21 protein-coding genes are annotated in these 22,577 nt (G+C 70.7%); 13 read left to right on the plus strand and 8 right to left on the minus strand.

Annotation, left to right across the window (positions count from 1 at the left end; translation table 11 throughout):
• Positions 1 to 123 precede the first annotated feature (123 nt).
• Entirely contained in the window at positions 124 to 1,125 is a 1,002-nt protein-coding gene (locus OOT46_RS08430; RefSeq protein ID WP_265403144.1) for a hypothetical protein, read from the minus strand.
• A gap of 454 nt (positions 1,126 to 1,579) precedes the next feature.
• On the opposite strand from OOT46_RS08430, the gene OOT46_RS08435 reads away from it, so the two are divergent.
• The 3 genes from OOT46_RS08435 to OOT46_RS08445 all read left to right on the plus strand — a co-directional run bounded on the left by OOT46_RS08435 (position 1,580) and on the right by OOT46_RS08445 (position 4,062).
• Complete coding sequence (locus OOT46_RS08435; protein WP_265403145.1) at positions 1,580 to 2,350, plus strand: hypothetical protein; 771 nt, start codon at positions 1,580 to 1,582, stop codon at positions 2,348 to 2,350.
• A 68-nt stretch (positions 2,351 to 2,418) separates the two neighbouring features.
• A complete protein-coding gene (locus tag OOT46_RS08440; protein WP_265403146.1) occupies positions 2,419 to 3,390 on the plus strand; it encodes a TIGR03885 family FMN-dependent LLM class oxidoreductase in 972 nt (323 codons plus the stop codon).
• 78 nt (positions 3,391 to 3,468) lie between these two features.
• Positions 3,469 to 4,062: a hemerythrin domain-containing protein gene (locus OOT46_RS08445; protein ID WP_265403147.1), complete on the plus strand. Its 594-nt coding sequence runs from the start codon at positions 3,469 to 3,471 to the stop codon at positions 4,060 to 4,062.
• A 33-nt stretch (positions 4,063 to 4,095) separates the two neighbouring features.
• Here OOT46_RS08445 and OOT46_RS08450 read toward each other — a convergent pair whose 3' ends face one another.
• Positions 4,096 to 5,241 (minus strand): metallophosphoesterase, encoded by a 1,146-nt coding sequence (locus tag OOT46_RS08450; protein WP_265403148.1) that lies wholly within the window; start codon positions 5,239 to 5,241, stop codon positions 4,096 to 4,098.
• A 121-nt stretch (positions 5,242 to 5,362) separates the two neighbouring features.
• Here OOT46_RS08450 and OOT46_RS08455 point away from each other — a divergent pair, with 121 nt between their 5' ends.
• Positions 5,363 to 5,596 (plus strand): DUF3072 domain-containing protein, encoded by a 234-nt coding sequence (locus OOT46_RS08455; protein ID WP_265403149.1) that lies wholly within the window; start codon positions 5,363 to 5,365, stop codon positions 5,594 to 5,596.
• Between the two features lie 55 nt (positions 5,597 to 5,651).
• On the opposite strand, the gene OOT46_RS08460 is transcribed toward OOT46_RS08455, so the two are convergent.
• Positions 5,652 to 5,963, minus strand: coding sequence for a cupin domain-containing protein (locus OOT46_RS08460; RefSeq protein ID WP_265403150.1), 312 nt, complete (start codon positions 5,961 to 5,963; stop codon positions 5,652 to 5,654).
• 354 nt (positions 5,964 to 6,317) lie between these two features.
• Here OOT46_RS08460 and OOT46_RS08465 point away from each other — a divergent pair, with 354 nt between their 5' ends.
• A complete protein-coding gene (locus tag OOT46_RS08465; protein WP_265403151.1) occupies positions 6,318 to 7,691 on the plus strand; it encodes a PAS domain-containing protein in 1,374 nt (457 codons plus the stop codon).
• A gap of 31 nt (positions 7,692 to 7,722) precedes the next feature.
• On the opposite strand, the gene OOT46_RS08470 is transcribed toward OOT46_RS08465, so the two are convergent.
• From OOT46_RS08470 to OOT46_RS08480, 3 genes are all read right to left on the minus strand, one after another.
• The gene (locus OOT46_RS08470) at positions 7,723 to 9,009 is read right to left on the minus strand and encodes an alanine racemase (RefSeq protein ID WP_265403152.1); all 1,287 of its coding nucleotides are present in this window, start codon (positions 9,007 to 9,009) and stop codon (positions 7,723 to 7,725) included.
• Entirely contained in the window at positions 9,002 to 10,444 is a 1,443-nt protein-coding gene (locus tag OOT46_RS08475) for a D-arabinono-1,4-lactone oxidase (protein WP_265403153.1), read from the minus strand. Before OOT46_RS08475 ends, OOT46_RS08470 begins: the two co-directional genes overlap by 8 nt.
• Before the next feature lie 176 nt (positions 10,445 to 10,620).
• The gene (locus OOT46_RS08480) at positions 10,621 to 11,448 is read right to left on the minus strand and encodes a substrate-binding periplasmic protein (RefSeq protein ID WP_265403154.1); all 828 of its coding nucleotides are present in this window, start codon (positions 11,446 to 11,448) and stop codon (positions 10,621 to 10,623) included.
• A 284-nt stretch (positions 11,449 to 11,732) separates the two neighbouring features.
• On the opposite strand from OOT46_RS08480, the gene OOT46_RS08485 reads away from it, so the two are divergent.
• A complete protein-coding gene (locus OOT46_RS08485; protein WP_265403155.1) occupies positions 11,733 to 12,380 on the plus strand; it encodes a hypothetical protein in 648 nt (215 codons plus the stop codon).
• A 20-nt stretch (positions 12,381 to 12,400) separates the two neighbouring features.
• Here the strand turns inward: OOT46_RS08485 and OOT46_RS08490 are convergent, their stop codons facing one another.
• Both OOT46_RS08490 and OOT46_RS08495 read right to left on the minus strand, forming a co-directional pair.
• On the minus strand, positions 12,401 to 13,207 hold the full coding sequence (locus OOT46_RS08490) for an alpha/beta hydrolase family protein (protein WP_265403156.1): 807 nt from the start codon (positions 13,205 to 13,207) through the stop codon (positions 12,401 to 12,403).
• Positions 13,194 to 14,291 carry a DUF3182 family protein gene (locus OOT46_RS08495; protein ID WP_265403157.1) on the minus strand — a complete coding sequence of 366 codons (1,098 nt, stop codon included), beginning with the start codon at positions 14,289 to 14,291 and terminating at the stop codon, positions 13,194 to 13,196. Before OOT46_RS08495 ends, OOT46_RS08490 begins: the two co-directional genes overlap by 14 nt.
• Positions 14,292 to 14,717: 426 nt before the next feature.
• Between OOT46_RS08495 and OOT46_RS08500 the strand changes: the two genes are divergently transcribed.
• The 7 genes from OOT46_RS08500 to dalD all read left to right on the plus strand — a co-directional run bounded on the left by OOT46_RS08500 (position 14,718) and on the right by dalD (position 22,577).
• Positions 14,718 to 15,227, plus strand: a complete 510-nt coding sequence (locus tag OOT46_RS08500) for a hypothetical protein (RefSeq protein WP_265403158.1) — start codon at positions 14,718 to 14,720, stop codon at positions 15,225 to 15,227.
• A 331-nt stretch (positions 15,228 to 15,558) separates the two neighbouring features.
• On the plus strand, positions 15,559 to 16,704 hold the full coding sequence (locus tag OOT46_RS08505) for a sensor domain-containing diguanylate cyclase (protein ID WP_265403159.1): 1,146 nt from the start codon (positions 15,559 to 15,561) through the stop codon (positions 16,702 to 16,704).
• 280 nt (positions 16,705 to 16,984) lie between these two features.
• Positions 16,985 to 18,289, plus strand: coding sequence for an ABC transporter substrate-binding protein (locus tag OOT46_RS08510; protein ID WP_265403160.1), 1,305 nt, complete (start codon positions 16,985 to 16,987; stop codon positions 18,287 to 18,289).
• A gap of 110 nt (positions 18,290 to 18,399) precedes the next feature.
• Entirely contained in the window at positions 18,400 to 19,233 is an 834-nt protein-coding gene (locus OOT46_RS08515) for a carbohydrate ABC transporter permease (RefSeq protein WP_265403191.1), read from the plus strand.
• A 17-nt stretch (positions 19,234 to 19,250) separates the two neighbouring features.
• The gene (locus OOT46_RS08520) at positions 19,251 to 20,066 is read left to right on the plus strand and encodes a carbohydrate ABC transporter permease (RefSeq protein ID WP_265403161.1); all 816 of its coding nucleotides are present in this window, start codon (positions 19,251 to 19,253) and stop codon (positions 20,064 to 20,066) included.
• Positions 20,067 to 20,086: 20 nt separating this feature from the next.
• Positions 20,087 to 21,124 (plus strand): ABC transporter ATP-binding protein, encoded by a 1,038-nt coding sequence (locus OOT46_RS08525; RefSeq protein ID WP_265403162.1) that lies wholly within the window; start codon positions 20,087 to 20,089, stop codon positions 21,122 to 21,124.
• Positions 21,125 to 21,167: 43 nt separating this feature from the next.
• Positions 21,168 to 22,577, plus strand: coding sequence for a D-arabinitol 4-dehydrogenase (dalD, locus tag OOT46_RS08530; protein ID WP_265403163.1), 1,410 nt, complete (start codon positions 21,168 to 21,170; stop codon positions 22,575 to 22,577).

Below are 22,577 nucleotides of genomic sequence, written 5' to 3' on the forward strand. Positions count from 1 at the left end.
GGGGTCTCCTTGTGGAATGTCGGGGCGGTGCCCGAAAGGCGAACGCCGGGGGTCCGACTGCAGCGGCCCGGCGCGGCGTCGATACGCCGGGTGCAAGCGAAGAAGTGAAAAAGCAAGAAGGCCCTAGTGGCTGGCGGTCTGGGCCGCGAGCCGGGCGTCCAGCTCGCGCTCGAGGTGGCTCAGCGACACCGCCTCGTGGGGGTCCAGGGGCAGCCGCTGCAGCGCCTCCACGGCGGCCCGGCGCAAGGCCGCACTGGCGTCGGCGCGCTCCGCGATGTCCATCAGTTCCTTGCGCATCAGCGCCGCGCGCCGGGCGTCGTCGGCGAGGCTGGCGGCTGCCGCCAGCCGGACATCCTCGCGCGGGTCGGCGAGGGCCTGCTTGAGCGCCGCGTCGGCCTGCACGCCGGGGTCCCAGCGCGACAAGGCCCGCAGGCTGGCGCTCTTGATCGCAGGGTCGGGATGGCCCGCCAGCACACGCAAGGGTTCGGCCAGGGCACCGGGTTGCGAGGCCGCCGGGGCGGGCGCGGGCGCGGCCGACGCCGTCTTGGCAAGGTCGGCGACGGCGCCCATCAACACCGCCCGATCGTGTTCCTGGCCGAGTGCCTGAGCCAGTTCGCGCTGCCCCTCCCCCTCGGGCGGCAGACTGGCGAGCAGGGCGAACCCGTCACGCCGGCGCGAGGCCTCGGCGCTGGCGACGAGCTGGCGCGACCAGGCCAGCACTTCGGGCGTCGGGCGGCGCGACAGCAGCTCCAGGACCAGCCGCTTTTCACTGGCATCCGCCAGCCCGGCGTAGTGCGCGATCAGGCGCTCGCGCAGCGCCGCGTCGCGACCCACCGCCTCGTCGAGTTCGTGCCAGCGCTGCAGGTCGGGTGCGGGCGCGGTCTTGTCGCGATAGGCCGCGGCGGCCTCTTCGAGCACGGCCTTCCAACGCAAGGCGGCCTGCCCGGGACCGGACGCCGCCGCCCGCGGACGCGCTGCGGCGCCGTGAGCGGTCACCGTTGCGTCGGCCGCGGGCCGCAGCAGAGGCGGTTCTGCAAGGCCCAGGCGCCACATCAGCCCGACCGCTGCGGGCAAGGCCAGCAGCAGCAGCGGGAACGCGAGGGCGGGGCGGCGCAGGACCGGCACGGGTTTCCTTTCGGTGCGGGACGCACGGGAGTGAGCAAAGGTGCGCACGAGGTGGTGCGCACTCGGGGCGGGCACATCCGTGCGATGGCGCCGATGATGCAGAGCAGCTACATGAACAGGTGTTGCAGAAGCTTCAGCAGTCGAAACAAGCGCAAGCAGGTCGGGAGCAGGGCCGGTGCGGCGGCACCGACCGGCCGGCGTGCCTCTCGGCAAGAGGCGGCGCGCGCGCCCCAGGGCCGCTCCCTCTTTCTAGGGATGGCAACGGGCCCCGCGTCGACTAGGGTCTGTTGACATATGAAGCGCTCCGCAACGCTGGGGGCGCTGCCTCGGGTGCGCTCCTGCATTGCATGGAGCCCCGCCTTGCCGTCCTCCGGAACGGAACGTGCATGTCGCGCCGCGGCACCCAGGGCAGTTGAGCGACGAGCGGCGGCCGTGCATGCCGCAGGGAGGAAACGTGCCTACGATCCAGGACGCGGCGCCGGTGCGCGCCGAAGTGGCGGCCTTGCAAGCGGTGATCGGAGACCGCTTCCTTGGAAGCACCGCCGTCGGGCTGGCCTTCTTCAAGCAGCTCTTCCACGACTACTACAGCTTCTCGCCCCAGCTGTTCACACTGATCGTGCGTGAGCCGGCGCTGCCGCCGCTGCTGCTTGAGGGGCATGTGCGGCCGCTGGTCGCGGCGCTGCGGCTGATGCAGGCGCATGTGGTCGAAGGACTCTCCGATGCGCAGCTCGGCTTTCGTTTCCTCGCCGCGCACACCGACGCGGCCGAGGCCGATGCCCGGCTCGCCAGCCTGCAACGGGTCGAGCAGGTCTGGGGCGATGGCCCCTTGCCGGAAGGGCGCATTGCGCGCCATCTCACTGAACTGGTGCGGGAGCGCGCGGCGCCCAGCGAGCACGTCCAATGGGCCCTGATCGCGCCGGTCCAGATCTATGCGCAGGCCCTGGCTGCCTCCTTGTGTGGCAGCTCGGCGACGACGATAGGCCGCCTGCTGCGTCAGGCTTTCGAGCGCTGGGCCGGCAATTTCCCGCTCGACCCGGTGTGGACTTCGCTGTCGGCACAGCAGGCCCGCGCCGAGCTGCAGACGCTGGAGAGCTTGCTGCTGCGCACGCCGGCCAGCCGCAGTGGCTTCCGCCGCCGCCTGCTGCAGCGTTATGGCGAGGCGGGCTCGCTGGCCTCGTTGTGCGGCGACGAAGTGCCTGCCATGGAGCGGCACGGAAACGGCTGAACGCGCCGGCAGCGGGGCAGGGCACAGCGCTTGCCAGATGCCCTGCATCCGCAGCCGAGCGCACGACGATGACTCGCTACAGCTTCCATGCCTCGCACGAGCAGTTCGCCCCGGCCGAGTTGCTGTCCCTGGCCGTCCAGGCCGAAGCCGCCGGCTTCGACGGCGTGTTCTGCTCCGACCATCTGCAGCCCTGGGCACCCTCGCAGGGGCACTCCGGTTTTACCTGGGCCTGGCTCGGTGCCGCGCTGCAGGCGACCCGACAGCTGAGCTTCGCAACCATCACGGTCCCGGGCGGCTGGCGCTACCATCCGGCGGTCCTGGCACAGGCCATCGGCACACTGGGACAGATGTACCCCGGCCGGCTGCCCTGGCTGGCCTTCGGCAGCGGAGAAGCCATCAATGAACAGGTGACCGGCGGACCCTGGCCGCCCAAGGCGGAGCGGAATGCCCGCCTGCAGGAGGGCGTGGGCGTGATCCGGGCGCTGCTGGCCGGTGAGCGGGTGTCGCACGAAGGCCGCCTCACGGTGCAGGACGCGCGTCTCTGGGACCGTCCCGCGCAGCCGCCGCTGCTGTTCGGCGCCGCCACCAGCGAGGCCACCGCGCGCTGGCTGGGCCGCTGGGCCGACGGTTTGTTGACCCTGGGCCGCGACCTGGCGCAGCTGCGCCGCCTGATCGCGGCCTTCCGCGAGGGCGGCGGCGAGGGCAAGCCGGTGCACGTCAAGCTGGACCTCAGCTGGGCGCCCGAGCCGGCCGAGGCGCTCCGGCTCGCGCACTGCCACTGGCGTTTCAACTGTCTCGGCGGTGAGGCCTGCTGGGACTTGCGCCGGCCGGAGGATTTCGAGGCCGCGGCACGTTTCGTGCGACCCGAGGACCTGCACCCGCAGGTGCTCATCGCCAGCGAGCCGGCGCGCCACATCGAGCACTTGCAGGCTTGCCAGGAGCTGGGCGTGAGTGCGATCGACCTGCATCAGGTCAGCACCCTGCAGCGCGAGTTCATCGAGTTCTACGGCACCGCCGTGCTGCCGGCCCTGAAGCGCTGAGCGGCGTGCCGGGCGCCGAGGCCGCCACAGGTATGCCGCTTGCCTGCAGGCCGGCATACCCCACTCCGTCCTTCCGCCATGGCCGCCCTGATCTCCCAGCTTTCGCCTTCCGTCACCGACATGATCCGCATGGACCACAGCCACGTGCTGGAAACGTTTCACCAGTTCCACGCCGGCAATCCGCCCGACAAGAAGGCCGCGCTGGTCAATGCGACCTGCCTGGCGCTGGAGATCCATGCCCAGCTCGAAGAGGAAGTTTTCTACCCGGCCCTGCGCGAGCTGGCGAGCGACGTCGACATCGTCGAGAAGAGCTATCCCGAGCACGCCGAGATGCGCCGGCTGATGGCCGAGCTGCGCGGCATGCGCCCGGGCGACCCGGGCTACGACAGCACCTACCTCGAGCTGATGCGCAATGTGCTGCACCATGTGGCGGACGAGGAGACCACGCTGATCCCGGCCGCCGAGCGCCTGCTGTCCGACCGGCTCCAGGAGCTGGGCGCACAGATGACCCGGCGCCGGCTGCAGCTGCTGGGCTCACGTGCACCCGAGGTCGGGTGGACGGCGATGCGCTCCTTCCCCGAAGGCGCCGTCCTGATGGCCGCCGGCGCGGTGGGCGCCGGGGCCTACCTGCTCAACAGCGCCACCTCGGCTTTGCCGCGTTTCTGGCGTTGAGCCTGCGGGAGATCGAAGCGGCGCGGCCGGCCTTCAGCCCGCGGCGCCGCGTACCAGCCGCAGCTCGGTGATCTCCGAGGGGGCGCCGAGCCGCTTGGGCGGGCCCCAGTAGCCCGTGCCACGGCTGATGTAGATCCACATCGCCGCATGCCGCTGCAGGCCCGACACATAGGGCTGCTGCAGGGGGACGAACCAGCGCCAGGGCAGGAACTGCCCGCCGTGGGTGTGGCCCGAGAGCTGCAGGTCGTAGCCGGCCGCGGAAGCCGCCGCAGCGGCCCGCGGCTGGTGGGCCAGCAGGATCTTGACGCCGGCGTCGGCCGGTGCGTCGTGCAGCGCGCGCAGCGCGTCACTGCGGTGGGCGGGCACGAAATGGTGGGCCGTATAGTCCGGCACGCCTGCCAGCACCAGGCGGGCGCCGCGGTGCTCGAGCACGACATGTTCGTTCATCAGCACCCGCATGCCGAGGCGCTCGAACTCGGCGATCCAGGCCGGGCCGCCTGAGTAGTATTCGTGGTTGCCGGTCACGGCATAGACACCAAGGCGGCCCTGCAGCCGGCCGAGCGGCGCGGTGTGCGATGCAAGTTCGGCCACGCTGCCGTCGACCGAATCGCCGGTGACGACCACCAGGTCGGGCTGCAGTGCGTTGACCGCCGTCACCACCTTGTCCACGAAGGGGGCCCGGATGGTCGGTCCGACGTGCAGATCGCTGATCTGCACGATACGCAAGCCCTCCAGCGCCTCGGGCAGCCCCGGCAGGGGCACCTCGACCCGCCGCACCGGCGGGCGGCGCCGCGCCAGGAACAAGCCGGCGGCGCTGGCCAGCAGCGCCAGCACGGGCACGGCCCACGCGGACGGCCCGGCCAGCGGCGCCGGCCGCAGCGCCGCCAGCCCCAGCCAGGAGGCCCCGGCTGCGCCGAGCAGCAGCACGTCGCGCAGCAGCGTCAACACCAGCAGGCTGGAGAAAAAGCCGAGCGCGGTGAGGCCGACCCAGGCGGCCGCGCCCCGCGAGGGGCGCGGGCCGAACACATGGCCCAGGCCGGAGTGAACCAGCGCGAACTCGAGTGCCAGCAGGGCCATGCCGGCCGGCTGCCCGGCGGCCGGCAGGTCGGGCAGCAGCCGCAGGCCGATGTAGGCATGCAGCGCGACGAGCAGGGCGAGCGGGATGGCAGGCAGGGTCATACGGCACCAGGCGGCAAGAGGTGCGCCCAAGGGGCGCCGGGCGAGGCGGGCCACCGGGCACAAGCCCTGCTGGCAGCCTCAGTGTGAGGCCGCCGGGTGGCGGCAGGCAAGGAGTCCAGCGATGACAGACAAGCGCACTGCGGCCAGCGCCGAGCACAGCAACATGGAGAAGGACCCGCAGGACTGGGTGACCGGCGACGAACCCATGACCGGCGCGCAGCGGTCCTACCTGAAGACGCTGTCCGAGGAAGCGAAGCAGGCCTTCGACGACGGCCTGACCAAGGCCGAGGCCTCGCGCCGCATCGAGGAATTGCAGAAGGTCACCGGACGCGGCACGCCCGACGGCGCGCGGTGAGCGCAGGCGAGCTGGCCGCGAAGCCCGGCCCCGCCACGCGGGGCCGGGCGCGGGGTCAGACGCTGCCTTCGCGCTCGATCACCAGGATGCGTGCCTCGCCGCGCGGGTGCGCCAGGTGTTCGCAGCCCACCCCCGCGTGGAAGACGTCGCCGGCGTGCAGCGCCACGACCCTCTCCTCGCCTTCGACGCGGTAGTGCATGTCCACGCTGCCGTCGAGCACCACGAACACCTCCTCGCCGTCGTTGACGTGCCACTTGTAGGGCTGGTCGGTCCAGTGCAGCCGGGTCGTGATGCCACCCATGTTGGCGATGTCCATGGCTCCCCACGCGCGGCTCGCGGTGAAGTCCTTGCTGCGCACGATCTTCATCTCTGCTGTACTCCTGGGCCGGTGGGCACGCCGGACCGCGGGCCCCTCATGCCGGCATGGCGGGCCCGACGAGCGGCCGGTCCCGAAGCGGCGCAGTGTACTGCCGACTCAGCCCCGCTACAGGGCCCAGACCGGCAACACCGGCGAGGGCGCGCGGCGCCGCGCGGCGCGACCCGCTGCCGCCCCAAGCCGCTGAGCCGGACGCCGAGGCGCCCGAGCGGATGCGCTGGCGCCAGCCGTAGGGAATTTTCTGCTCCGGCCTGCAGCGGAATGCCACCGCCCGAGCCCAGTGCGGAGGCCACACTGCCGCTCGCCGTCGAGCCCGCACGGTTCCTGTCATCCATCCGCTTCACGATGAACGCACCCCATACCCCCGAGTTGGCCGCACTCGCCGACGCCCTTGACGCGACGCCCCTGTCTCCCGACGCCCTCTGGGCCGGCGTGGCCCGCAGCCACGCCGTGATCGAGTTCGACCTCGAAGGCCGCATTCTGCAGGCCAATGCGCCGGCCCTGCAGATGCTGGGCTACGCCGCCGAGGAACTGGTCGGCCGGCTGCACCGGGTGCTGTGCGAGGAAGAGTTCACCCGCTCGCAGGCCTACCTGCGTTTCTGGCAGAAGCTCGCGCGTGGCGAGGCCGATGCCGGTGAATACCAGCACCTCGCGAAAACCGGCAGGGAGCTGTGGTTGCAGGCGAGCTACCTGCCGGTGGCCGATTCCGACGGCAGGCCGGCGCGGGTCGTGATGCTGGGCACCGATGTGACGCTGAACCGCCAGATCCTGGCCGAGGCGCGCGGCCGGCTGGCGGCGCTGGACCGGGCGCAGGCGGTGGTCGAGTTCAACCTCGCCGGCAACATCCAGGGCGCCAACGACTGCTTCCTGGCGCTCTCGGGCTACGGCCTGCGCGAGCTGGCCGGTCAGCATCACGGCATGCTCTGCCCCGGCAGCCATCTCGCGACGCCGCAGTACGCCGAGCTGTGGAGCCGGCTGGGCCAGGGCGAGTCGGTGTCGGGCCGTTACCCCTTCAAGAGCCGGCACGGCGACGAACTGCAGCTGCAGGTCAGCTACAGCCCGGTGCTCGATGCCGCGGGCAAGCCGCTCAAGGTGCTGATGTTCGCCACCGACGTGACGGCGCAGGTCCGGCTGGAGCAGCAGCGCCGCGACCGCTCGGCCACCGTGCTGGCACCGGTGGCCCGCTTGCTTGGCTCCTTGGGCGAGATCGCCGCTGCCGCGCAGGCGGCCGAGACGACGGTCCAGGGCTCGGTCGCCGAAGCCGCCCGGGCCACCGCGCTGCTGGACGGCTCGGCGCAGGCCATGGCCGGCATCGAGGCCGCCGCCGACGAGATGAGCGAGATCGTCAAGCTGGTCAGCGGTATCGCCGGCCAGACCACCGTGCTGGCGTTCACGGCCGCGCTGGAAGCCGTGCGGGCGGGCGAGCAGGGCAGCGGCTTTGCGGCGGTGGCGGAGGAACTGCGCCAGCTGGCCGACCGCTCGACCCTGGCAGCCAGCCAGAGCAGCCGGCTCATCATCGACTCGGTGCGGCGTGTGGCGCCGGCATTGGCCGCGTCGCAGCAGGCCTCTGCGGCGTTCGGCCGCATCGCGTCCGACATCGAAGGCACCCGCCGTGCCATCGCCGAGCTGGGGCAGGCGGCCGCCGCTCAGGCCGACCTGGCCGGCCAGGTGAATGGCCTGATGCACGAGTTCCAGGACGCAGCCGGCGCCGCCGGCTGACAAAAACAGGCGCCCGTGGCGGCGCCTGTCGTCACGCCGAGGCGGGCAGCATCGCCTGCGTCCCGACCACCCGCCCTTGCGAGACGAACACCAGCTCGCCGAACTGCAGCAGCACCGCTTCGCTCTGGCGCGGCCGCCAGAACACGAAGTCATCGGCCTGCAGGCCAAGCCGAGAAGAGCCGGCCATCACCTGCTGGTTGGAGGAGGGGCCGAACAGCCGGCTCGCTTCCATGCCGGCTGGCGAGACCGGGTCGGCCAGCCAGCGGCCGCCATGGATGGCATAGCCGCGCGATCGGTTGGGGTCCCAGGCGCGCGCCACCGTCGAGAGCCAGCCCGCGCCCTCGGGCAGACGGAAGCGCCCCAGGTCCTTGAGCACCGGGGCGGCGATGAAGGCCGCGGCTTCCAGGTCGGCGAGTGTCGGCGTGTCGAAGTCCGAGGGTTTCAAGGCCGCCGAGCCGACCGCGACCTCGTTGGGCAGGCCATCGCGGCCGTGCAGGTGGAAGGTGCGCGAGCCGCCGGTGTTGAGCGTCAGGCGATCGTGCGCGGCCGCGGGCGCAAGCTGGCGGGCCTCCTGCCACAAAGCCTGCCAGCGCCGCTGGGTCGCGCGCTGCGCGGCGTCGCGCACGCCGGGCAGGTCGGGCAGAGCGGTCACGTGCGCGTCGTAGCCCATCAGTCCCGCCCAGCGCAGCAGCGGCTCGGCCTGCAGTGCCTGCAGCATCGCCGCAAGTTGCGCCGGCGTCTCGGCGCCGCCGCGGTGCAGCCCGACGTCGATCTCGATGTTCAGCGCCAAGGGCACGCCGAGCGCGCGTGCCAGCTCGCGGTATTGCTGCAGCCGCTCGGGCGTGTCCACCAGCCACTCGATGCGGCGCCCCGGCTCGGGCTCGCCGGCGCTTGCCAGCGCCTCCATCGCCCGGCGTGCCGCCGCGGCCGGCAGCGGCTTGCCGAGCAGCAGCCGCAGCCGCGGCCGGGCGCGCCCCACCTGCAAGAGCTGGACGGCGTTGAAGACCATGGCCCGGTCGGTCTGCCAGGCGGCGCAGCAGCTGTCGATCAGCGCCAGCGCGGGCAGCGACTTCACCACCACCCGCAGCGGCAGGCCGCGGCGTGCCGTGGACCGGCCGATGCGCGCCAGGTTGCGCTGCAGCCGGTCCTGGTCGACGAGCAGCACCGGCCAGGCGATGCCGGCCTCGCGCAGCCCCTGCTGCAGGGTGACGAAGTAGGGCGGGTGCGGGCGGCCGCGGTCGCGCGGCCGGAGCGCCGCCAGGCTGGCCAGTGCTGCTGTGGCGGCGGCCGCCTGCAACAGGCGGCGCCGCTCAGCCATTCGCGGGCTCGCCGAACAGGCGGCCCAGGTGCTCGTTGAGGAGTCGGCCGCCGGGGTCCAGCTCCCGGCGCAGCGCCAGGAAATCGCGCCAGCGCGGGTAGAGCTCGGCCAGCTCGCCGGGCTCCATGTCGTGCAGCTTGCCCCAGTGCGGGCGGCCTTCGTGGCGCCGGAACACCGGCCCCACTTCCTTCAGCAGGTAGGCATAGGGCTCGTTGGCGGCCGCGTGCACGGCGATGCAGCAGCTCGCACGCTGGTAGAAGGGGCTGAGCCACGCGTCGTCGGCCGCGACGTGCCGGAACTCGATCGGGAAATAGGCTTCGTTGTGCCGCTCCAGCACCGCCAGCACCTCGCGCAGGCAGGCGATGCCCTGCTCGGCCGGCACATGGTATTCACTCTCGTTGAAGCGGGTGTCGCGGATGTTGCTGAGCAGCCGCCAGCTCAGGTCCACCGAGACCTCCTCGCGCCCGCCGATCAGGCGCCCCGCCATCCACCGTCGCAGGGCCGGCCAAGGGCCGAGCAGGGTGCGCAGGCGCCTGAGATCGGTCAGCAGACGCTCGTCATCGCTGCCGGCGCGGTGGGGGGGCTGGGCCGGCACCTCGTCGTGCACGATGCCGGCCGACCAGCCGGTGTGGGGCAGCACGAACAACTCGAAGTGGCGGTGGGCGGTGGCCAGCCGGGGGGCGGCTTCGAGCAGCTCCTCGGTGGGCGCGGTCCAGACCCGGCGCCGCAGGTAAAAGCGCGGCTGGACCTCCAGCTCCACCTCGGTCAGCGCGCCCAGCGTGCCCAGGCTCACGCGGGCGGCGTCGAACAGCTCGGGCCGGCGCTCGCGGCTGGCTTCCAGCAGCTGTCCGGCGGGTGTGATCAGGCGCAGCGCGCGGACCTGGGCATGCAGGGCCGGCAGGCTCGCGCCGGTGCCGTGGGTCCCGGTGGCATAGCTGCCGGCGAGCGACTGCACGTCGATATCGCCCTGGTTGGGCAGCGCCAGGCCCAGCTCCTCAAGCTGCAGCGCGAGCGCGGCGATGCGCATGCCGGCGCCCACGGTGACACGCTGCGTGGCGGCATCGTGGCGGCGCACTCCGCTGAAGCCGTCCATCACAACCAGGGTCCCTGAAGTGGGCACCAGCGGGCTGAAGGAGTGCCCGGCACCGACGAAACGCAGCGGGCCGGGCGCGCCGGTCAGCAGGGCCGCCAGCTCGTTCTCGTCGGCCGGGCCCTGCCACTGCTGGGGCGCGCAGTGCTGCAGCCCTGACCAGTTGCTCCATCGGCCGGCGCCGCCGGCCTCGGCGGCTGTCCCCGGCTGCGCCCGTGGGTCCGCGCTCCGGGCTCGCGGCGCGGCTCCCAGCCACAGGCCCCCGGCGAGCGCGTTGAAGTGGCGGCGCGCCAGGCCGGGGCCCGTGATGTCGCGCCTGCAGTCGTCCGGGGGGCTGTGATGCATCTCGCGCCTCCGCAAGTAGGGCCGTGGTGGCTTGCCAGGGGGTGCGATCCCGGGACGACGCCGCGCCGGCTCCACGGCGCGGCGGCTTCCGGTGGGCCGCTTGACCCACTGTAGCGGGCCAAACGCCCATAGGAGACTGGCAACCCCTGAAGGCGCGCGGTAGCGGCCGGCGAGGCTCAGGGGGTCCCGGAGGCGCCCGGCGTGTTGCGGAAGAACGTCGCCAAGGCCCCGTCGACCAGTCGCTGGTAGTCGCCCGAGCTGCGCAGTTCCCGCAACTCGATGTTGAAGCGGTCCAGCAGTGCGCCCTTGCCGGCCTGCCTCAGGAACACCAGATGGGCGGGATGCAGGAGCATGGGCGCGGCGCTCGCCGCCACGCCGGGGTAGCGCCCGGAGCGCAGCTGCGCGGCGCCGGCCTGCTCCACGGCGAGGACCACGTCGAGCCGCCGTGCCGCAAGTTTGCGGAAGTTGTAAGTGTCCTCGGCAACGACCTCGGCGCGCACGCTGCCGTCCCGCACCGCCGCATCGAAGGCATCGCCGTAGCTCCAGCCGCGCAGCACGCCGACCCGCAGGCCCTTGAGATCCGCCAGCGAACGCAGGGTCGCGGCCCGGTGCGCCGGCGCCCAGGCGAAGATCTTCTCGGTGTAGAGCGGCTCGCTGAAGTCGTAGCGGCGGCGTCGCTCGGCGTTGCTGTAGACGCCCACCGCGCCGGCCTGGCCCTGCTCGACGGCCGCCATGATGCGGTTCCAGGGCGCGACCTTGAGATCGAGCGGTGTTTTCATGCGGGCGAAGGTGGCGAGCAGCAGCGTGGGGTAGACCCCGGCGGGGCGGCCGTCCCGTTCGTACATGAAGGGCGCATTGGCCGTGTCCACGCCGACGGTTTCCCGCGGCGGTGCCTGGGCGGGGGCAGCACCAGCCAGCCCGGACAACAGCCAGGCCAGCAGGCAGGTGGACAGAGGACGGGACGGCATCAGCGACTCGAAGGCGCGCACGCGCCTTCTGAGCATATAGCGGCCCGTAGCAGCCGCCGCCCGCACGCCCCTCCGGCCATGTGGAACAGGCACCGCGGCCATAGGCCTGGTTGTGCTTGTCCTGTCTGCGCGCGCTGCCGCGGCACGACCGACGTCATTGCCCGCGCAGGGCGTCTCGCCGAACCTGGGCCTGCGCCGGGTCCTGCAACGGTGATCCGGAACAGGAAGCGCAGAGCGTGACGGGCATGCGCGGGCACCCGTCCATCTGTCGGTGGCGCGCGACCCTGCCCCGCATCCCATGCCCTGAGGACCACAACATCATGCAGTTCCATTTGACCTTCAGATCGAGCCGCGTCCCGAGGACCTTGCTCCGGCCCCGCCTCACCACCTTGCTGAGCGCGGCCGCGCTGGCCTGGGCCGCAGCCGGCCCGGCGCAGGCGCAGGTGACGGGCGGGCAAAGCATCCTGACCTTCTCGCAGGACGCCGTCTCCACGCTGACCTTGATCGGCGTGACGGTGGCCGCGGCCGGCACCGCGGGAACGGTCACGCCCGGTGTGGCCTTCTCCTTCCCGGTGGCAGGCGGCACGGTGCTCGACAACCAGGTCGCCAGCGTGGACACCGACCCCAACGCCGGCGTCACGCTGACACGCGGCAGCACCGTCATCACGCTCTATCGCTTCAAGCTCGACGTGGCGGCCAAGCGCCTGCGCGGGGACATCAATGTCAATGGCAGCGTGAGCCCCGGCGAGGACATCTATGAGGTGCGCTCCATCGTCGAGACACCCGCCACGCCGCCCTGGCGCGACCTGGCAGCCACCGGCCTCTACCTCACGCCTGGGGCGCTGAAGAAGCTGGGCGATGCGCTCGGCGTGCCGGAGTACCTGCGGCCGACGGTCGCGCAGGTGGACTTCGGGCGCCTGGACGGGCGGCTGCAGCTGCGATCGCGGGAAGGCGCTGCGCAACACTGAGCGTGGGCGAGGGGGCGCCCTCAGCCCGGCATAGGCGGTGCTTCGGGCACCGTGCTGCCGGACACCGGGCCGGGCGGCGTGCCGCCGCCCTGGCGGGCGCCGAGCACCATCTCCGAGAGCCAGTTCACCAGCAGCGCGGTGTAGGCACGCTGCGCGCTGTCCTGCGAGAGGCCGTGGTCGGCGCCGTGGATCACGCGGTAGGTCAGCGAGGCGGCCTGGATGCAAGCCTCCCGGTAGCTCGCAATGACCGGGTGCGGCACCACTGTGTCGCACTCCGACTCGACCAGCAGCACGTCGCCCCGGAACGCCGCGCAGGCACGCAGCGCGCGGTTGTCGGCCGCCTCGACGAAGTTGCGCCGGTAGCTTTCCAGGTCCTGGTCCTTGTGCAGCTGCAGCTTGGGCACTTCCCAGCCGGTGTCGATGTAGAGTGCCGGCACCCGCAATGCCAGCCACCGGACAGGCCGCATCGACGTCAGGATGGCCCCCAGGTAGCCGCCGTAGCTGCTGCCCACGACGGCGATTGCCGAGCGGTCCACGCCCGGGTGCCGGGCCAGCACGTCGTAGGCGGCCACGACGTCGCACAGATTGCTCTCGCGCGAGACGGTTTCGCGCTGCGGCTCGGTGCCGGCATGGCCGCGCAGGTCGAAGGTCAGGCAGATGCAGCCCAGCGCCGCCACCTCGCGCGCCCGGGCCAGGTACTGTTCCTGGCTGCCGCCCCAGCCGTGCACAAACAGCACGCCCGGCAGCAGCGTCCCGGGCGTGACCACCGTGCCGGCGATGTGACCGCCGTCGACCTTGATGTGGATGCTTTCGTCATGGGTGGCCATACAACTCCAGCCGCGAATACTTGGTGATGCGCCCGGCGTGTTCGTCGACGCCGTTGAAATAGACGAAGGCGTCGTCGGGCAGGGCAGGTGCGGGGCCGTAGACCTCGACCGTGGAGGCGTTGACGGCGTCGAGCCCGGGGTCGGCGACGAAGGCCTTGAGGGCCGCGATCTCCGCGCCGCTGGCCCCGCCGATGCGCCACGATTGCTCCAGCACGCCCGAGCACCAGTGCCCGCCTTCGTCCAAGCCTTGGGCGATGTCGTAATTACAGCGCGACGCATACATGCCGGGAAACGACACCATCGCGGCCGTGTGGTATCGCTGCGCCTGTTCCACCGCGGTGCGCAGGGCCGCTGTGGGTGCCAGCGGCAGCAAGGCGTCGAAGTCGCCGCGCACCACGCTCAGCCTCGAGCCACCATAGACCAGCTCGCCCCGGTTGTTGGGCGTCAACTGCTGAGTGCCGAAATAGGTGGCGACCAGGTCGCCGACACGAACCCGGCCGACGCTGCAGGTCTCGACCTCGGCGAGGTTGCGCTCCAGCACGACGCCAGCGCGTGCCAGCTCGGTCGCATCGAGCTGATCGAGCTGGGCCGCGAGCTCCTCGGTGTTTCGGATCACCGCCTGTCCCGAGCCGCCGATGCCATCGGCCCGTTTCAGCCGCACCGCACCGCGCACCAGCAGACGCTCGGCGGCTCGGCGGGCATCGTCCCGTGTGAACGCCGAGTAGCCGGGCAGCACCACCGGCTGCACACGGCGCGCGAAGTCGGCCGACCAGCCCCTCGGGCCGCTGCCGCCGGGCTCCGGCAGCGCATGGGTGATGGTCTTGGTGGCAGCGAACGGGTAGGGGACGACACCGCCGAACAGCTCGGCTTCGCCGTGTATGCCCAGGCCGCGGGCGAAGTCGAGGCTGGGCAGCGTGTCGCTCGGCACGAAATACAGCGGGATGTCGTAGGCGCGCGCCGGGTCGAACTCTCCGCCGAACTCCCAGCCCTTGATGACCGCCAGTTCGCGGGCCAGCGCCGTCAGCGTGACACGTTCGTGGCGGCGCGGATCGCGATAGGCGGTACAAGGGTAGACGACCACCACGCCGCGGCTCCCGGCAGATTCTGCCGCCGTCTTTGCCGCCCGCTCTTCGCTGCCCGGACTCGCCTTCATCGCGCGCCTCGCTGTGCCGACCGTCGACATGCCGCAACGACGCGACACCCCGGCAGGCCGGTGGGGCCGCGCTGCTGCGCCCAATCGCGGCAGCCGGCTCTGTCGTCCCTCCAAGCAAAGCAAATACCGAGCCGAAGTCGGCAGCGAGCTGCTTCAGGGAGGCCGGCTTCGGCGTCGCGAAGACCGATTCGGGATCATGCGGCAGGAGCGAGCACGAACAAACAGGAACAAGCGCGATCGACGTTTACATCGCGCCCCCCCGATCCGGGCCTTGCCGCCCGGTCCGCTCGCATGGCATGGTCGCGTTTGTGGGGCCGCGCTCGGCCTCACAACAGGTCAACAGCAGGTGTGCGAGAGATGCCAGACATTGGAAGGATTGTTGCGGAACTGGACGAGGTGAGCCGCTCCGCCCGTGAGATCGCGAGCCTGCTTGCGACCTTGGACCTGCTGTGCGTGCAGATGGTCGGCCTGGCGCGGCAGGGCGTCAGCGAGGCGCCCGCCACGGTGGGGGCAGCGCAGTCGCTGCTGCCGCTGGCGCGTGCCGCCCACACCCTCACCGCGGTGGGCTGGGGCAGGGCGAGCGTCTGCGGCGACCGGCTCGATGCGCTGGCGGCCGAGCCGCTGCAGGCGGCCTTGCCGCCCGGGCAGAGCGATGAACTGGCCAGCAAGCTGCGCCACGCCGGTGCCGATGCCCGTGCAACCTGCTCCACGCTGGAGGCTGCCGGGCAGGCGCTGGAGCGCGCCATCGGCCTGCTGGAATGCCGTGCCGTCGACGAAGACGCCGCCTGGCAGACGAGCCGCGAGATCTTCGAAGGCGTGATGGCTCGCCTGGGTGCGATGCAGCGCGGTGCCCCGGGCGGCGCCTGAGGCCCTCGGCGTCCAGACCGGCCGATTGCCCCTCTTCCTTTCGATCTGAACTGATCGCATCACCGGTGCACTGCCTGGGGCAGGGCGCGGCGAGCGCTTTACGATCCGCTGGTCTATTTTTTTGACTGGCAATGTCAGGGGTGGTGGCGTTTTTGGCTGTGACATGGCGTTCATCGCAGGATTTTTGTCGGCGATGCATCCGTCCGGCCGCTTGCTCAGGCTTTCCCCGGCAACCGGCGCAGCGGCCTCTCTCCCGCGCCGCCATCAAGAACTCGCCGCGCCTGCCGATAGAGCTGCAGACGACCCGAGATGTCGACCCCGCAGCCCTGAGATGACCCGCGTGCCTATCCCGTCCGCCGCCACGCATGTGCCTCCCGTTCATCCGGAGGATGCCGACGCGCGTGCGCGCCGGCGCCGGGGCGAGCGCGTGCGCATGGTGGGAATGGTGTACGCCAGCTCCGCCCTGGACACCATGCTGCTGGTGCTGTTCCACTTCGCGGGCGCCGTCCCCTTGTGGGTGCCGCTCCTCTATGCAGCGATCGGTGCCGCGGTGTGCGGCACCTACTACCTCGCCCTGCGCAGCGGCTTCAGCGAGCGCTTCCGCGACCCCTATCTCACCGGCCCGCAGATGGTGACGGCCTCGGGGCTGCAGCTGCTGACGGCTGTCTGGGCGCCCCAGGTGGGCATGCTGTCGCTCTGCATGATCTTCCTGGTGTTCGCGTTCAGCGCGCTGCGGCTCACGCCACGCCAGCTGATGCCCTTGTGGCTGCTCATTTCGGCCGGCATCGCGCTGGTCGTCGCGCAGGCATCGCAGCCGCTGGGCATTCCTCACGAGACCGCCTGGCAGGCCTTGATATCGGCGCTGTGGATGTCGCTGGCGGTGGGCCGCTGCGCCTTCGTGGGCCTTTACGGCGCCTCGGTTCGCCAACTGCTCGGCTCGCGCAACCGGGAGCTGGCCGAGGCCCAGGCGCAGCTGCACGCCCTGGCCGCCCGCGACGAGCTGACCGGCGCGCTGAACCGGCGCGCCATCATGGCCGAAGTGCGGCAGGCCCTGCAGCACCACGCCGAGGGTGGACCGCCTGCCGCGGTGGCCTTGCTGGACCTCGACCATTTCAAACAGGTGAACGACCGTCACGGCCACCTGGTGGGCGACGAGGTGTTGCGGCGTTTTGTCTTGTCGGCCATCGGTAGCCTGCGCCACAGCGACCGGCTGGGTCGCTACGGTGGGGAAGAGTTTCTGCTGCTGATCGGTGCGGGCGCCTCGTCGGACCACGCCGTGCAAGCCGCCGAGCGCCTGCGCGCGGCGGTTGCCGGCATGCCCTGGACCGAGCTGGCGCCCAACCTGGCCGTGACCGTTTCCGTCGGTGTGGCGGTCGGTCTCGACGGCGAAACGCCGGAGCAATTGCTGCAGCGCGCCGACCAGGCCTTGTACCGAGCCAAGAGCAGCGGCCGCAACTGCGTGCAGATGGCCGCCTGAGGCGGCTCGGGCGCTGCCGGGGGAAACCCCGGGAACACGCTGGCCTGGCGCTGCAAGGCCGGGCCGCGCGCTCCTGAGGGCTCGCCCGACGTCTCCTTCCATGCCCCCGGGCACCCGTTCCGGTATCCGCAGTCACCAGGAAGGGTAAGTCCCAGGCCGGCCCTGCATGAAAGTATCGATTCCGAGGCCGAAACGGCGCGGTGAGCCCGGCTGCCTTCTCCTACGCTTCGTCTGCCGATTCACAGTACCGCAAGCACAAGGTTGCAGAAGGAGACTTGCCATGAAGCTCAAGGCTTCCATAACGATCGTCGCCGGCATGGCGGCCATGGCCGCCGCGCAGGCCGGCGAGCTGGTCGTCGCCACCGTGAACAACGGGCACATGATCGAGATGCAGAAGCTCTCGAAGCAGTTCGAGCAGGCCAACCCGGGCATCAGGCTGAAGTGGGTCACGCTGGAAGAGGGCGTGCTGCGCCAGCGCGTGACCACCGACATCGCCACCAAGGGCGGGCAGTTCGATGTCATGACCATCGGCCTGTACGAGACGCCGATCTGGGCGAAAAGGGGCTGGCTGGTACCGATCAAGGCGGACCCGGCCTATGCGCCGGAAGACATCCTTCCGCCCATCGCCTCGGGCCTGTCGCTGAACGGCCAGCTCTATGCCGCGCCGTTTTACGGCGAGAGCTCGATGCTCTTGTACCGCAGCGACCTGATGCAGAAGGCCGGCATCAGCCTGTCCGACCCGCCCACCTGGGAACAGGTGCGCCAGGCGGCCGCCAAGATCCACGACCCGAAAAGCGGCGTCTACGGCATCTGCCTGCGCGGCAAGCCGGGGTGGGGCGACAACATGGCCTTGATCACGACGATGGTCAATACCTTCGGCGGGCAGTGGTTCGACATGTCCTGGAAACCGCAGCTCACCTCCGAGCCCTGGAAAAACGCCATCACGTTTTACGTGGACCTGATGAAGAAGTACGGGCCGCCCGGTGCGTCGGCCAACAGCTTCAACGAGAACCTCGCGCTGTTCAACGAGGGCAAGTGCGGCATGTGGGTCGACGCCAGCATCGCGGCTTCCTTCGTCTCCGATCCGAAACAGAGCAAGGTGGCCGGCAAGGTGGCCTTCGCGCAGGCGCCCACCGCCGTCACGCCCAAGGGCGCCAACTGGCTGTGGGCGTGGGCGCTGGGCATCCCGGTCGGCTCGAAGAAGGTCGAGGAGGCGCAGAAGTTCGTCCGTTGGGCCACCTCGCGGGACTACATCCAGCTGGTGGCCAAGGAGTCCGGCTGGGCGCGCGTGCCCACCGGCACCCGGCAATCGACCTATGCGAACCCGGACTTCCTCAAGGCCGCGTCGTTCGCCGAGGCCGAGCGCAAGGCCATCTTCTCGACCAATCCGAGCGACAGCACCCTGCCGAAGTCGCCCTATGTCGGAGTGCAGTTCGCGGCGATCCCCGAGTTCCAGGCCATCGGCGTCGCGGTGGGTCAGCAGATGAGCGCGGCGCTGGCGGGCAAGGTCACGGTCGACAAGGCGCTGGAAGTGGCCCAGGCCGCCGCCGAGCGTGAAATGAGGAAGGCGGGTTACTACAAATGAGCGCACAGGCCTCCGCTGCCGCGGCGGCCGCCGTGTCCCCCGGGCAGGACCTCGCCGGGTCGGCGCCCGCCCCGGGCGCCGACCGGCGCCGCGTGGTCCCGCGCCTGCTGATGGCGCCTGCCGTGCTGACGCTGCTGCTGTGGATGATCGTGCCGCTGGCGATGACGCTCTACTTCTCGGCGGTGCGCTACAACCTCATGCAGCCGGGCGAGCATGGTTTCGTCGGGCTGCAGAACTTCGAGTTTTTCGCCACCGATCCGGCCTTCGGGCCGGCCATCGTCAACACCTTGCTGCTGCTCGGCTCGGTGATCGCCATCACGGTGGTGCTGGGCGTGGCAATCGCGGTCCTGGTGAACGAGCCGTTTCCGGGTCGTGGTGTCGTGCGCGTGCTGTTGATCTCCCCCTTTTTCGTGATGCCCACGGTCAACGCGCTGCTGTGGAAGCACATGATGATGAACCCGATCTACGGCGTGCTCGCGCAGCTCGCCCGGTGGTTCGGCGCCGAGCCGGTCGACTGGCTGACCGACCACCCGCTGCTGTCGGTCATCGTGATGGTGGCCTGGCAGTGGCTGCCCTTCGCCTTCCTGATCTTCATGACCTCGCTGCAGTCGCTGGACCGGGAGCAGATGGAGGCCGCGCGCATGGACGGCGCCAACGCGCTGCAGCGTTTCTGGTACCTGGTGCTGCCACACCTGGCACGGCCGGTCGCGGTCGTGGTGATGATCGAGATGATCTTCCTGATGAGCGTTTTCGCCGAGATCTACACGACCACCAGCGGCGGCCCGGGCACAGCGAGCACCAACGTGGCCTTCCTGATCTTCACGCAGGCGCTGATGAACTTCGACGTCGGCGTGGCGTCCGCGGGGGCCCTGTTCGCGGTGCTGCTTGCCAACATCGCCGCGGTGTTCCTGATCCGCATCGTCGGCAAGAACCTGGACCGCTGAAAAGAGAGGCATTGCGCATGAACCGATGGCCCATCCTCCTGAGAACCACCGGCGCCTGGAGCGTGGCGCTGCTGCTGTTTTTCCCGCTGTTGTGGCTGCTGCTGACCTCGTTCAAGACCGAGCTGCAGGCCATCGCGGTGCCGCCGCAGCTCCTCGTCGCTCCCACGCTGGAGAACTACGCCGAGGTGCAGCAGCGCAGCGACTATGTGCTGTACGCCACCAACTCGCTGGTCACGAGCGTGGTCTCGACCGTGCTGGGCCTGCTGATCGCGGCGCCGGCGGCCTACTCGATGGCCTTCTTTCGCACGCCGCGCAGCAAGGACATCCTGATGTGGATGCTGTCGACCAAGATGATGCCCGCGGTGGGAGCGCTGGTGCCGGTCTACGTGATGGCCCAGACGGCCGGCCTGCTCGACACGCGGACCGCCCTCGTGGTCGTCTTCACGCTCTCCAACCTGCCCATCATGGTGTGGATGCTGTATGCGTGTTTCAAGGACATCCCGCCGGACATCCTGGAGGCCGCGCGCATGGACGGCGCGACCGTGTTCGAGGAGTTCCGCCACATCGTTCTGCCGCTTGCCACCGGCGGGATCGCCTCGACCGGGCTGCTGTGTCTGGTGCTGTCCTGGAACGAGGCCTTCTGGTCGCTGAACCTCAGCTCGGCGAATGCCGGGACGCTGGCGACCCTGATCGCTTCCTACTCCAGCCCCGAGGGCCTGTTCTGGAGCAAGTTGTCCGCGGCCTCCGTGATGGTCATCGCGCCCATCGTCGTGTTCGGCTGGTTCAGCCAGAAGCAGCTGGTCCAGGGCCTCACCTTCGGCGCCGTCAAGTAAAGACCATCGAGGAGCATCGCATGTCATTTCTCCAACTGCGCGGCATCGAGAAGTTCTTCGGCCCGCACCGCGCCATCAAAGGTGTCGACCTGAACATCGCGCGCGGCGAGTTCATCGTGTTCGTCGGCCCGTCCGGCTGCGGCAAGTCGACGCTGCTGCGGTTGATCGCCGGGCTGGAGGCCATCGACGGCGGCCAGCTGCTGCTGCAGGACCGCGACATCACGGCGACGCCGTCGTCCAAGCGCGATCTGGCGATGGTGTTCCAGTCTTATGCGCTGTACCCGCACATGAGCGTGTTCGACAACATGTCCTTCGCGCTCAAGCTCGCCGGCGAGCCGGCGGCGAAGATCAAGGAGAAGGTGGAACGGGCGGCGTCCATCCTCAACCTCACGGCCTGCCTGCACCGCACACCGCGTGAGCTGTCGGGCGGTCAAAGGCAGCGCGTGGCGATCGGGCGGGCCATCGTCCGGGCGCCCAAGGTGTTCCTGTTCGACGAGCCGCTGTCCAACCTCGATGCCGCGCTGCGCGGACAGACCCGGGTCGAGATCGCCAAGCTGCACCGCGAGCTCGGCGCGACCACGATCTACGTCACCCACGACCAGGTCGAGGCGATGACGCTGGCCGACCGTGTGGTGGTGCTGCGCGACGGGGCGATCGAGCAGGTCGGTTCGCCGCTAGAGCTCTACGACCGGCCCGCCAACCAGTTCGTCGCGCAGTTCATCGGCACGCCGAAGATGAACGTGTTGGCGACCCAGGACCTGCCCGAGGTCTGTGCCGCGCTGTCCGGCCCGGTGCCGCGGGACGGCTACTTCGGCATCCGGCCCGAGGCGGTCCATGTGCGCGCCCGCGATGGCGGCCGCATCCCGGCCCGGGTGGAACTGGTCGAGGCGCTGGGCGCCGACACGCTGATCTACACCGAGGCCCGGGGGCGCCAGCTGGTGGCACGCCAGTCCGACCGCACCACCTTGCGCCCCGGCGAAGAAATCGCGATCGACCTGGACCTGGAGGCGCTGCATTACTTCGACGCCCAGGGCCGGGCGGCGCGTCCCGGTGTCTGAGCCGTCCCTTTCTCCCGACCCTCCACGCCCTTAGCCCATGCCCATGTCTCCTCCCACCCGCGGCCTGCCGTTCACCATCCTCCACCTCGGCGTCGGTGCCTTCCACCGCGCCCACCAGGCCGTCTACATGCAGGCGCTCGCCGACCGCGGCGACCGCTCCTGGCGGCTGGTGAGCGGCGAGCTGCGCCCCGACGGCGCGACGACCGTGGCTGCCCTGCAGGCGCAACAGGGGGCCTACACGCTGGAAACCGTGGACCCCTCGGGCGCCCGCGAGTACCGGCTCATCACCGCGATCGATCGGGTGCTGGCCTTCGAGCCAAGGCTGACCGAGGTGATCGAGGTCGGCAGCGACGCCGGCACCCGCATCATCTCCTTCACCGTGACCGAGGCCGGCTACTACCTGAAGCCCTCGGGGCTGCTGGAGGAGGGCCACCCCGACCTGCTCGGCGACCTCGAAGGCGGGAACCCGCGCACCCTCTACGGCGCGCTGGCCGCCATCCTGAAACAACGGCGGGCCAAGGGCAGCGGTGGCGTGACCCTGCTGAACTGCGACAACCTGCGTTGCAACGGCGACAAGGTGCGCCTCGGCCTGCTGCAGTTCCTGGAGCGTCGCGGCGAGCTGGATCTGATGGACTGGGTCGCGTCCCACACCACCTGCCCCAACAGCATGGTCGACCGGATCACGCCGCGGCCGTCCCGGGAGGTGGCCCAACGGGTCGAGGCGGCGACCGGCCGGCGCGATGCCGTGCCGGTGATGGCCGAGCGCTACCTGCAGTGGGTCGTCGAGGACCATTTTTTCGGCGGCCGCCCCGACTGGGCCAGCGTGGGCGTCGAACTGGTCGACTCGGTACACCCCTACGAGGAGGCGAAGATCCGCATCCTCAACGCCTCGCACAGCTGCATCGCCTGGGCGGGCACCTTGCTCGGCGACCGCTACATCCATGAAGGTGTGAGGCGTGCCGGCGTGCGCCGCATGGCCTTCGAGTACGTGACCGAGGACGTGATCCCCGCGCTGCATCCCAGCCCCATCCCGCTCGCCCTGTACCGGGACACCGTGCTCGAGCGGTTCAGCAACCCCTATCTGCTCGACACCAACCAGCGGGTCGCGATGGACGGCTACTCCAAGCTGCCCGGCTTTATCGTGCCGACCCTGCAGGACAGGCTGCGCAGCGGGCACTCCTTCGCGAAGACGGCCCGCCTGCCGGCGCTGTTTTTCGCGGTGCTGCAGTTGTGGCACAAAGGCGAACTGCCGTACGAGTACCAGGACCAGGCGATGGACCCCGGTTCGGTGCGCGCGATCTTCGAGGCGCCCGATCCGCTGGCTGCTTTCGTCCGCGATCCCGTGCTGTGGGGCAGCCTGCGGGGCAGCGAGGTGCTGGAGCAGGCGCTGCGGTCCGCCTATGACGAAGTGGGCCGCCTGGTGCTGGAGGAGGGGCTGGCGGCCAATGCCTGA

Source organism: Aquabacterium sp. A7-Y, assembly GCF_026153205.1.
Classification (GTDB): domain Bacteria; phylum Pseudomonadota; class Gammaproteobacteria; order Burkholderiales; family Burkholderiaceae_C; genus Caldimonas.